Annotated in this window: 9 protein-coding genes; 3 read left to right on the top strand and 6 right to left on the bottom strand. The window is 64.3% G+C overall.

The genetic code is table 11. The annotated features are described in order from the left end of the window. Positions 1–217: 217 nt before the first annotated feature. Entirely contained in the window at positions 218–1,039 is an 822-nt protein-coding gene (locus tag ABQJ54_RS14765; RefSeq protein ID WP_367855078.1) for a hypothetical protein, read from the bottom strand. A 141-nt stretch (positions 1,040–1,180) separates the two neighbouring features. Further along, complete coding sequence (locus ABQJ54_RS14760) at positions 1,181–1,702, bottom strand: lipocalin-like domain-containing protein (protein ID WP_367855077.1); 522 nt, start codon at positions 1,700–1,702, stop codon at positions 1,181–1,183. A 120-nt stretch (positions 1,703–1,822) separates the two neighbouring features. Between ABQJ54_RS14760 and ABQJ54_RS14755 the strand changes: the two genes are divergently transcribed. Next, a complete protein-coding gene (locus ABQJ54_RS14755) occupies positions 1,823–2,704 on the top strand; it encodes a LysR substrate-binding domain-containing protein (protein ID WP_367855076.1) in 882 nt (293 codons plus the stop codon). Between the two features lie 491 nt (positions 2,705–3,195). Next, complete coding sequence (locus ABQJ54_RS14750; protein ID WP_367855075.1) at positions 3,196–3,489, top strand: DUF6916 family protein; 294 nt, start codon at positions 3,196–3,198, stop codon at positions 3,487–3,489. Positions 3,490–4,011: 522 nt separating this feature from the next. Here the strand turns inward: ABQJ54_RS14750 and ABQJ54_RS14745 are convergent. From ABQJ54_RS14745 to ABQJ54_RS14730, 4 genes are read right to left on the bottom strand one after another with little or no spacing between them, the layout of a single operon-like run. Further along, positions 4,012–4,602 carry a GNAT family N-acetyltransferase gene (locus ABQJ54_RS14745; RefSeq protein WP_367855074.1) on the bottom strand — a complete coding sequence of 197 codons (591 nt, stop codon included), beginning with the start codon at positions 4,600–4,602 and terminating at the stop codon, positions 4,012–4,014. After that, positions 4,563–5,105 carry a phage tail protein gene (locus ABQJ54_RS14740; protein WP_367855073.1) on the bottom strand — a complete coding sequence of 181 codons (543 nt, stop codon included), beginning with the start codon at positions 5,103–5,105 and terminating at the stop codon, positions 4,563–4,565. The genes ABQJ54_RS14745 and ABQJ54_RS14740 overlap by 40 nt, the downstream gene beginning before the upstream one ends. Before the next feature lie 43 nt (positions 5,106–5,148). Continuing rightward, entirely contained in the window at positions 5,149–5,688 is a 540-nt protein-coding gene (locus tag ABQJ54_RS14735) for a phage tail protein (protein WP_367855072.1), read from the bottom strand. Positions 5,689–5,728: 40 nt separating this feature from the next. Beyond that, the gene (locus ABQJ54_RS14730) at positions 5,729–6,235 is read right to left on the bottom strand and encodes a phage tail protein (protein ID WP_367855071.1); all 507 of its coding nucleotides are present in this window, start codon (positions 6,233–6,235) and stop codon (positions 5,729–5,731) included. Positions 6,236–6,420: 185 nt separating this feature from the next. On the opposite strand from ABQJ54_RS14730, the gene ABQJ54_RS14725 reads away from it, so the two are divergent. Next, positions 6,421–11,751 carry a putative Ig domain-containing protein gene (locus tag ABQJ54_RS14725; protein ID WP_367855070.1) on the top strand — a complete coding sequence of 1,777 codons (5,331 nt, stop codon included), beginning with the start codon at positions 6,421–6,423 and terminating at the stop codon, positions 11,749–11,751. Positions 11,752–11,801 lie beyond the last annotated feature (50 nt).

Genomic DNA, 11,801 nt, shown 5'->3' with positions numbered 1-11,801 from the left:
GGGGCCAGGTGATCTCCGCCTTTTGGGCGAATGATTCGCGGTGGCGCGCAAGGCGGGGCGCTTGCTCCGAGCGAAAACGGTCGACCCCGCTTGTCTGGACCGATCGCCCGGCGATCCAGGACATCGCGCGCGAGGGCGGGGTGCACGCGTATCTGCACGTCGCCCTGGAAAGTGACCCACGGAAAAGACTGGTCAGCCCGCGCTGCCCCGCTCTTGCCTACATCTGGGGCATCGCGGCCGGCGTGCCGTCGGACCAGGTGGCGACTCCGACCAGGAGGACCGACAGCGGCGGCAGGGCGGCGATCTCGGCTTGATGGCCCGTCGTGTAGAACCAGTAGTTGCCGCCGAAGATCGGGGAGCCGGACGCGTTGGCACCCCAATTGGCGCCATCCTTGAACGGGACGTAGAACATGACGTGGGCCATGTCGTGACCGCCGTCATCGGACAGGTAGGCGGATTTCGACATCATGTAGCACATGGAGCCTGGCTTCAGCGGCGGGATCTCCCTGGTGCGCAGGGCGGCCTTGATGCGGTCGGCGATTTCCGCGTCGGTGCGGCCGGCAAGGGTCATCGCCGTGCGAAGTTTGGCGATCTCGGTGACGGTGCGCGCGGCCTGCGGGTTGTCGCATCCGGCGGCGCGGATCTTCGGATTCCATCGTTCGGGCCAGTCGGGGGCGCCGCTGAAGCCCCGTGCCACCCAGCAGACAAACCCGTTGGTGCCCTTGACCGCGGTTTCATAGCCGGTACGGGTCAGGACCAGGACGGTCGCATCCTTGGAAATGGAGCTTGGCGCGGCACTTCGGGCCAGGGCGATTTCCTGGGCGCGGGCCATGAGGTAGGCATCGACGGGGGCCATGCGGGCATAGGGCTCGGCTGGAGCTGCGACAGTGCCGGTGGCAACGAGCAAGGCCAGCGGGGTGCACGCCACCAGCTTGGCGGCAAGCCGGCCCATGGACTTCATCCCCATGGTTCCCCGCACGGCCCGGGGCGGGCCGCCGCCGTCCAGCGAAGCAGATATTTTCAGCGCTGGCTTTCTCATGGCGATCTCCCCAGTCGAAGTCGGCCCTTGCGACCTCGCTGGAGCGACGACGGAGACTTTCGGAAATCGACACCAGCCCGAAACTTTTTTACGTGGCCAGGAATTGGACTCGCAGGGGCGGAGCCCCTTCTCGGAGGTGCCTCAGCCGCCGATGCGCCGCCAGACCGACACGGGCACGTTGCCATCCGGACGCGGCGGCACCCGGTAGCTGAGCGTGTCGCCGTGCAACTCGTAGGCGCGGGCTTGTTGCTGCCCCTCCCAGTTGGGGAAGGAGGCGCCTTCGATATGGAACACCAGCTGGTGCCGGTCCGGTTCGACCGCGATCGTGCCGAAATGGGTGCTCGCGCCCATCACGGCTGCCCGGTATTCCTGCGCGCTGGCCCTGGCCTTGTCCGGATTGGCGAAGCGCGGGCGGTCGGCGCGGTAGATCTGCAGCGAGTAGTGGCCCATGCGGTCGATCAGCAGCAGGCCTTTCGGCGCCTCGCCGTAGTCGTGCGAGCGTGAGCCATCCGCATGCAGCACGTCGGCCGCCACCAGCGTCCAGGTGCCGGCCAGCGAAACGTGGCCGCGGGTGTCGGCCATCCTGGCGCCGGAGGACCAGGCCAGGCCGGGCAGCAGGCAGGCGACGACGGCAAGGCGGGCGAATAGGCGGTGCAGGCGCATGGGGTTTTCCTCCTTCGGATCGGGTGCCGCACGCGTAGGTGGGGCCTCGCCGATCATGGGACTTGCCAGTGTGCGGAAAAATCGAATAATTCGGCGGGAATACTTTCGAATTGCTTACCAATGCCGCTCCCCAATCTCGACATGGACGCGTTGCGCAGCCTGGAGGCGATCCTGCGCCTGGGCGGCCTGGCCCGCGCCGCGGAACGGATCGGGCGCTCGCCTTCGGCGGTCAGCCAGCAGATACGCAAGCTGGAATCGCAGTTGGGCGAGCCGCTGTTCCGCAAGCAGGGTCGCCGCGTGGTGTTGACCGAGGCGGGCGACCGGGTGCACGCCTACGCGCGTCGCATCCTGGAGCTCAACGACGAGGCGGTGCACGCGGTGCGCGGTGCGGCGATCGACGGCGTGGTGCGTTTCGGCCTGCCGGGCGATTTCGCCGAGTCCTGGTTGCCGGTGGCGCTGGGGCAGTTCCGCAAGGCCTACCCGGCGGTGCGGGTGGATGTGCTGGTCGAACGCAACGGGCTACTGCTCGAACGGCTCGATCGCGGCGAGCTCGACCTGGTGCTTGCCATGAACCAGGGCGGGCGCGCGGACGCCGAGCGCCTGGCCACGCTGCCGATGACCTGGATCGGGCCGGCAGGCACGGGCGAGGTGGTGCGGCCTGCTGCGGTGCTGGATCTGGCGCTGTACCAGCCGCCATGTTTTTTCCGCCAGGCGGGTACGGCCGCGCTGGACCGGGCCGGCATCGCCTGGCGGCCGGCTTTCGTCACCGCCAGCCTGCACAGCCTGTGGGCCGGCGTGGCCGCGGGCCTGGGTATCACCGTGCGCACAGGCGCCGACCTCCCGCCCTCGTTGATGCGCCTGGATGAACGTCACGGCCTGCCGGTTCTGCCGGGCGTGGACCTGTGCCTGCATGCCGCCACTGGTTCGCCGTCGGCGGCGCTGACCCGCCTGCGGCAAGCGGTGATGGAACAGGCACGGGCGCATCTGGGCCAGGCGGGTTGAATCATTAAAGCCGCCGGCTTGTTGCCACGCTGCACGACATGTTGCGGGATGCCGGGCAGTTGCCTGTCCGGCGATGGCCTGGGCAGTGACGCGGACAGATCGCAGGGCAGCCCCCGCTTGCGCCAGCCCGTGTGTTCACCTCTGCGATTGGTAGCAGCAGGTGTCGGAGGTGGATCCTGGGCGGAGGCGTGGGCGGGACGGTTCGCGGCGATCCGTCCGCCTGGCAGTTGCAGTTCGGGTGAGGCCACGATCGGCCATGGCTCGCGTTTGCGTGTGCGTGTCGCAGTTGCTGACCTTGCTCAGCGCACCGGCCGATCCATCTCTGGCTGCATGACCAGCGCGAGGCAAGGCCTTGCGGAAGGTACGCAAGGCGGAGAAGCGTCGCCTGCGCAGGCCAGGCGAACAGGTGCCTGTCGTATGACGACAAGCCATCGCAAGCGCAACGCGGATATGTGAGACTCGTTTCCTGTCGGGCGGCCGGGGGCGCGGACGTGCAGTTTCTGAGGCTGGAAGATTTCGCTCCACATCTCAACGAGACCTTTTCCGTGGATGTGGATCAGGGCCGTACACCTTTCGTGCTGGTGGAAGCCGCCCCGTTACCGGCGCGCGGGGTGCCCGGCATGCCCCGGGCAGCTTTTTCACTGGTGTTTCATAACGCCTCGCCGGTGCTGTTTCCGCAGCGTGTTTATCAGATGGCGAATGCTGGGATGGGCGAGTTCGGCATTTTCCTGGTGCCGATCGCACGCAACCAGGACGGGTTTCTTTATCAGGCGGTCTTCAACTAGGTGCGGATTCCGGTCGAACTGAACACCCATTCCGGTTAGGCGTGAACACGCCGCTGGTGCTGAACGGTGTTTCCTTGCCGCCCTGGGTACCTCCTTTGGGCTATATCCGCATGCTGAAAAGATCTGTAAACGCAGAAGGCCACGCACAACATGACCAAGGGAACCCTCAATGACTGGTGAGCACATTGCAGGGCTGTGTTCGGCTGGGCTTGGCGCGATCGGGACAGCAATCCTTTTTTTCAGCAGCTATGCGCTCCAGCCTTTCGCGGGGGGAGTGCTTGGAAGTGATGAGGTAACCCGGCACAATGAACGCGTTAGGGCCATGAACGCACGTCGCCTTCGCTGGCAGCCGTGGGGTCTTGCGATCCTAGGCAGTAGTTTCGTTGTTCAAGCCATAGGGTGCCTCTTATAGTTGTCGGAATAGTTCAGGGCATGAAGTGGACATAGCCAGCGCTGCGTACATCACCAGCGCGGTGTTCAGATCGAACCGGAATGGTGGTCATCCATCACCGTGGTCCGCAACTAGGCCGCCGTCTTCCATTGCATGGCGATGTACGGCGATTCGCGGGATGTCTCCACGAAGCCGTATCGTGCATAGAGCCGCTGCGCATCCTTGTTGCGTTCATCCACTTGCAGGCTGATGCCCGCCGCGCCGTGCCTGCGCGCCAGTGACTGGGCCCAGTCCAGCAACAGGCTGCCGATGCCGCGACCACGCCATGCCGGTTCCAGCGTGATGTCGACGATGTGGTAGCGGGATGGTTCGCGCAGCAGGTAATAGCGCCCGATGGGCTGGTTGCGGTGTTCGACGATCCAGAAGTCCGCGCCGGGATAGCGGTCGACGTACTGCATGTGCTGCAACGCGAACTGCTGGTCCAGAAACGCCTGCTTGAACGGCTCGGGCCAGTGCTCGAGCGGCAGCTCCTCGCTTTTCAGCGCATGGAACAGCGCGCGCAGAAAACGCATGTCATTGGTGCCGGCCGTCCGCAACCCTATGTTCCGGGCCGACATGGGTTTGCTGACCGCGGGCAATGGAGCTCCCGGCGGAAACGCCGGGAGCGGATCGGGCCCATGCATCAGCCGGAAGTCGGGAATATCCCGTTCAAGCAGATGCAAAAGTTGATCGCCAGGGCCGGTTGGCGGTTCTCGTGCGGCAACGGCCCCGCCTGGCCATATCCCGTGGCCATGCTCGGTGAAAACGTCGTATTCGGTGCTGCGCCAGGCCGCGGGAAGGGTTGCAGCTGCGAGGGTTCGACCAGGGCGCTGCCGTTGGTGGGCCTGTTGCTGCGCTTGGTCGCATCCGGCTGGTTCCACGAATTGAAAACATGGTTGTGCGCCGGCATCTGGCCGCTCAGCAGGGTGACCTGGTTTTCGCCGAACACTTCACCCAGGTTCCGCGGGCTCAGCCCCGGCCCCTGGCCTTGGCTGCATGCCGCGGAACCGACCAGATTCGGAAGTTGAAAATTGCTTGTGCCGTTGCCGCCGTAGACAACGCCGATCAGCGAGAACAATGCGGTGTATTGCGAGATGGGCAGTAAGGCACCGCTGCATTGCGCCCAGTTGATGGGCGCAAAGTTGAACCCGTATACCTGGATCTCACCGGTAAAAGAGTCAGACATGGTTTGCTCCGGACGATGGCTTGATGGCCTTTGCTGGCAAGACTCAGCCTTGCGACGGGAAGACGCCGTACAGCGCGATGCAGAAGGACACCGTCAAGGTCGGCATGGTGTTGTCGTGAGGCTGGTTGCCGGTCGGCACCGCGTTGGCGACGGTGCTGGCCTGTAACGTGAGCGGAAATGCGCCGCCCAGGTCCGTGGCATACATCGTATCCGTGTTGGTGAACGCGCCGGGTACGACCTGGTTGCCTGGCGTATTGCTGGTGACGCCATTGGCACTGGCATACACGGGATGCGTATGCACGGGCGTCTGCGCGGCAGTCAGCGTGACGGTTTCGGTGCCAGACCGTTTGCCCATGATATAGGGCGAGAGTCCGAGTCCCTGTCCCTGATGTATTGGCAACCGCCCGCGCATGTCGGGCAGCGCAAAGGTGTTGATGCCGTCGCCACCGTAGGTCGTGCCAAGCAGGGTGTAGAGCACGTCGTATTCCGCTATGGGCAGCGACCTGCCATCGCAGGGAGCCCAGCCCGTCGGCACCCGGTTAAACCCGAACATCCGAATCTCGCCCACGTAAGGGGTCGTCATGTCGCCATCTCCCGATGGAAGCGATCTGAGTGGGATGCGCTCAACCGCGCGTAGGGAAAATGCCGTACAGGCACATGCTGAAATTCAGCACGTTGAACGGCTGCAGATTCGAATGCGGTTGACTGCCGCCCGCGTTCTGCATCTGCTGCGCATGGAGCTGGGTCATGCCGTCACCGGCATTGGCGTAGGCCTGCCCGTTGGCTGGCGTCCCGTAGATGGAGTTGGCAGGGTCGCGTATGGCGCCCGCGGCGGTGGTCGCATTGATGGCGTGGGTGTGCACCGGCACCTGTGAACCATCGAGCGTCGCGTTCTCGATGCCGAAGCTGTTCCCGATGGGATAGGTATTGCCATAGCCCACCGGCGTACGTCCGCGCAGGTCGGGAAGCTGGAAGTTGGTGGTGCCGTTGCCGCCGTAGACCGTGCCCAACAATGCAAACACCGCCTGGTACTGGTTGATCGGCAGCAACTGGCCATTGCACATCGCAAAATTGCGAGGCGCAAAGTTGAAGCCGCTCAGCATGATCTGCCCGATGAAGTAGTCAGACATCGTTGCCCCCTGTGGCCGAACTCATGACTGCTGCGTATCGCCGCACTTTCTTGCGCGCCGCGTGTGGCGACGGGCCAAGACTGTCTCTTGAGGATGATGCTAAAGTGCGCCGCGAACTGGGGGCCGGTTCACCGTTTTTCGCGCGACGGGTGCCTTTTGTAAAGAGGCGCTTCAGGGGGCAAGCCATGTTTGGACGTCGAAAGGGGGCGGCGTGCCCGCGCGTTGTCGCGCGTAATGCACGGCATTGTCTTGGCTTGCGGGCGCTTGCGTTCCTGCTGTGCCTGGCCGCGCTCGCTTTGCTGCCCACGGTAGCGAGCGCGCAGACGTGCCAGAACAGTTTCACCGTCGCATCCGGCCAGGCCTACAGCTACGACACGTTCCCTTGCTCGGATAACCAGGGGACCAACGGCACCGTCGTCAGCCAGGTGATCCTGAGCGGGCCGAGCCATGGCACGATCACCAGCATCTCCGGCAACGACGAATACATCAATTATCAAAACAACGGCGACAGCGCGACCAGCGATGCGTTTACCTACGAAGACGGCGCCGGCAACAATCACACCGTCAGCATCACCATCGGCGCATCGAGCACTTCACCGGTCACCATCAGCCCCACCTCGTTCGCTCCCGGTACGGTAGGGCAGGCTTATTCCGTCGCCTTCACCGCATCCGGCGGCAGCGGAGGGCCCTACACGATCATTATCGACTCCGGTGTCTTGCCGAGCGGAATCACCGACAGTTTCAACAGCACCACCAGCACCCTGACCGTCTCCGGCACACCCACGGAAAGCGGCAGCTTTCCCATCACCATGGTCGCCAACGACGCCGCGGACAATTCAAGCCAGCCCCTGAATCTCACGTTGGTCGTCAACGGCGGCGTCATCAGCGTTTCCCCAGCGTCAGGCAGCCTTCCCGATGCCATCGCCTATGCCAATTACTCCCAGCCTCTGAGCGCAAGTGGGGGTACGGGACCGTACACGTATTCGCAGGTGCCCGGCACGGCGCCGCCCAGTGGCATAACGATCGGTTCGGGCGGGATCACAGGCAAGGCCACGGTACTGGGAACCACCAGTTTCTCCGTCGATGCGGCCGATAGCGCGGGCAACTCGACCCAGGTGGCATACACGTTGAAGGTGGATGCGCCGACGATCACCGTATCGGCGGGCAGCGTCCCCAACGGTACCCAGGGTTCGGCCTATACATCGACGACATTCGCCGCGAGCAGCAACGGCGACACCTCGTCGTTCATCTTTGCCGCCACGGGATTGCCATCGGGTCTCGCACTGTCTCCCGGCGGCGTGTTGAGCGGCACACCGACCAGCAGCGGCACTTACTCGAACGTGGTCGTTACCGCTACGGATGCGCACGGCTTTACCGGCAGCTCCGCCAAGTACACGATCGTCGTCGCTCCGCCGCTGGCGTGGAGCACCACCAGCCTGCCGACCGGCACGGTGGGTGCGAGCTATAGCAGCGCGGTTGCCGCGAGCGGTGGCGCAACGCCTTTGGCGTATGCCATCAACAGCGGGGCGCTACCTGCCGGATTGACGCTCAATGCAAACACTGGCGCGATTACCGGCACGCCTACCGCAGGCGGCACGTTCAACCCCAGCTTCAAAGTGACGGATGCGGACGGGGCAACGCTCACGTCCGGCACCATGACGCTGACCATCAATGTGCCGACGCTGACCGTCTCGCCGGCTTCCGGCGCATTGCCCGCCGCCACGCAGAACGCCGCGTACACGCAGACGCTTTCCACCACCGGCGGCACCCCGGGTTACACCTATCAGGTGACGAGCGGTGTCCTGCCAGCCGGTATCACCGTTTCCGGCAACACGATCAGCGGCACCCCGACGGGGTTTGGCAACTTCTCGTTCCAGATAACAGCGATGGACAGCAGCACGGGTACCGGCCCGTACAGCAGCAATCCCGTCAGCTACACGTTGAACGTGGTTTCGGCCGCACCGGTCATCACGACCGCGACATTGCCTGGCGGGACGGTCGGCAGCGCCTATACGGCAACCATCACTGCTACGGGTGGAGCGCCGGCTTACACCTACCAGATCACCAGCGGCACGCTGCCGGCTGGATTGCAGTTCAACAATGGCGCGATCTCGGGCACGCCCACGGCGGGCGGCACGTTTCCGCTCACGGTGCAGGTGACCGATGGCAACGGAAAAACCGGCACGCAAAGCTATTCGCTGCTGATCAATGCCGCGACCGTAACCATCACGCCGGGCTCCTTGACCCTGACGGATGGCGTGGCGGTCAACGAAACGCTCGGCGGCAGCGGCGGTACCCCCTCCTACACATTCAGCGTAACGAGCGGCAGTCTGCCGGCCGGGTTGAGCCTTTCCAGCGGCGGCATGCTGACGGGTACACCCACCTACGCCGGCGCCTACAGCTTCACGGTGCAAGCCAGGGACAGCAGCACCGGCAGCGGACCGTATGTCGGGACGCAGACTTATTCCGGCACCATCGGTACGCCAACGCTCAACCTGCAGCCCGGCCCTAATGTCAGTGCGGCCTACGGCCAGGCGTACAACCTCACGTTTACTACCGCCGGCGGCACCGCGCCTTATACCTATACGCTGAGTGGAACGCTCCCGACCGGACTCAGCTTCAATACAAGCACGGCCACGCTGTCGGGCGTGCCGGCGCAATCGGGTACGTTCAATTTCTCGGTGACGGCAATCGATCACAGCACGGGTAGCGGTGCACCGTTCTCGGTTACCCAGAACTACACCCTCACCGTCGGTGCGGCGGCTATCACGTTGACGCCCGGTTCCCTGCCGAACGGAAGCGTGGGCACGGCATATACCAGCACGACGTTCAGCGCTGCTGGCGGTATCGCGCCCTACCACTACGCGGTTGCGTCGGGTAGCAGTTTGCCGCCCGGGCTGACGCTGAGTTCATCCGGCACACTGAGCGGCACGCCGACCTCGGCCAACTCTTACAGTTTCTCGATCCAGGCCACCGATGCGGACGGCGCGACCGGCACGCAGGCCTATACCATGTTGATCGGTGCGGCGACGCTCTCGATGAGCCCGGGCAGCCTGAATGCCGCGACCGCCGAATCCGGCTATAGCGCGAGTTTCAGCACCACCGGCGGTACGCCGCCGTACATCTACGCGGTGACCAGCGGCAGCACGCCGCCCGGCATGACCTTGAGTACCAATGGCACGTTCAGCGGCACGCCTACGGCGGCTGGCGCGTACACGTTCACCGTTCGCAGCAGCGACAGCAGCACGGGCATCGGCGCACCGTTCACGGTAAGCAAGTCGTACACCGTGAATGTGGGTGCGCCAAGCATCGCCGTTGCACCGACGACGCTGCCCGGTGCACAAGTGGCTGCCGCCTATAGCCAGCAGCTCACGGCGAGCGGCGGTAATGGCAGCTACAGCTACAGCGTCAGCGCAGGTGCGTTGCCTACGGGCCTTACCCTGAGCACGTCGGGCCTGTTGTCTGGCACGCCCACGGTGGCGGGCGGCTACAGTTTCACCGTCACCGCCAAGGACAGCCTGAATTTTTCCGGCTCGCAGGCCTACACGGTCAGTACGCAGCAGCCCAAGCCGGTCGCCGTCAACGACACCGCCAGCACACCGGCCAATCAGGCGGTAACGATCAAGGTGACCACGGGCGATACCGGTCCGATCACAAGCATCGCCATCGGCACGGCACCGGCACACGGCACGGCCGTCGTCAGTGGATTGACGGTCATCTATACGCCGACGCAGAACTTCTACGGTACCGATACGCTGACATACACCGCGACCGGCCCCGGCGGCACGTCTGCGCCGGCGACGGTCACTGTTACGGTCACGCCGCTGGCGGTACCCACTGCCAAGGCGCAGAGCGTTACGCTGCTGGCCGGCAATACGATCGGCATCGATTCCACGACGGGCGCCACCGGCGGACCGTTCACGGCGACCACCATCGTCAGGGCGCCCACCTCAGGCAAAGCGGTCGTCGCGGGCAATACGATCAATTACAGCGCCGATGCCACCGCATCCGGGCAAGTCACATTCGCTTACACCTTGACCAATGCATTCGGCGTTTCGCAGCCGGCCACGGTGACGGTGACGATCGATCCACGACCGGTCATCGCCTCGCAAAGCATCTCCTCCGTCGCAGGGCGGCCGGTCAAGGTCAATCTGACGCAAGGTGCCACTGGCGGACCGTTCACGGCCGCTGCGCTGGTATCCCTGACGCCGAGCACGGCGGGCAAAGCGAGCATCGTGCCGATCGCGGGCGGCTATCAGCTCGATTTCACCTCGTCGCCGACCTTCAGCGGCGCGGCCGTGGTTACCTACACCTTGGGCAACGCCTATGCGACCTCGGCGCCGGGCACGGTGACGATCACGGTGGTCGCGCGGCCCGATCCATCGAAGGATCCGGAAGTGCTTGGCGTGCTCGGTGCGCAGGCCGATGCCGCGCGCGAATTCGCGCAGGGCCAGATCGAGAACTTCCAGCAACGCCTGGAAAGCCTGCATGGCGGCGGTGGCGGCAACGGCGATATCCAGAACAATATGACGTTCATGTCGGGCGACAGCACAGATGCCGGCGTTTCGTCACAATGGCCCTACAACCACGCACAGGCCGTGGGGGGCGATCTCGACCGGCGTTACATCGTGGCTCCGCAGACGTCGGCCAACCCGCCCGCGGCTTCTGCCTCGCCGCTGCCGGACGGTTACGTGCTGTGGACGGGCGGTGCGGTGAATTTTGGTTCGCGGGACACCACCGCGTCAGCCAACGGATTCGATTTCACGACGACAGGCATCAGCGTCGGTCTCGATCGGCGTTTCTCGCAGTCGTTCGCAACCGGCATCGGTGTCGGCTACGGACACGACGATACCGACATCGGCCACAACGGCAGCGCGGACACCGCCGACAGCTACAACATCGCCTGGTACGCCAGCTTCAGCCCCAGCCAGTCGACCTTTGTCGACGGCTTGCTCGGCTATCAGTGGCTATCCTTCGATGCGCTCCGGTACGTGACAGCCGACGGCAATACCGTGAGCGGAAGCCGCGGCGGCCACCAGGCCTTCGCCTCGATTTCCGGGGGCTATGAATACCGCACCGATACCTTGCTGATTTCGCCGTACGGGCGCCTCGACGTCGCTTCGGCGCGACTGGACAGATACACCGAGCAAGGCGATGCGATCTACGCGCTGACCTACGGCAGCCAGATGGTGAAGACCACTACGGCCAGCATCGGCCTGCGCATGAATTATCTGATCAAGGAGGATTACAGCATGGTGATGCCGCAACTTCGACTGGAATACGGGCACGACTTCCAAGGCTCCAGCCAGGCGACGATGTCTTATGCGGATCTGCTCGCTGGCCCCATCTACCGGGCCCAGGTCGATCCGCTCACGCAGAATCACTTCCTGGCGGGTCTCGGCGTGAACTGGGAACTGGTTCGTCACCTGTCGTTGCGCCTGGAATACGAGAGAGAGATCAACGCAGGCGACCAGGACGATCAATCGATCCTGATCAACGTGCAGAAGAAGTTCTAGGGCGTTTTCCAAAGGTGTCGGGGACGGATCGTTTCCGTGCCAGGGCGGAG

This window comes from Rhodanobacter lycopersici (assembly GCF_040812335.1).
Classification (GTDB): Bacteria; Pseudomonadota; Gammaproteobacteria; order Xanthomonadales; family Rhodanobacteraceae; genus Rhodanobacter_A; species Rhodanobacter_A lycopersici.
This window is presented reverse-complemented; position numbering and strand designations above follow the sequence as displayed.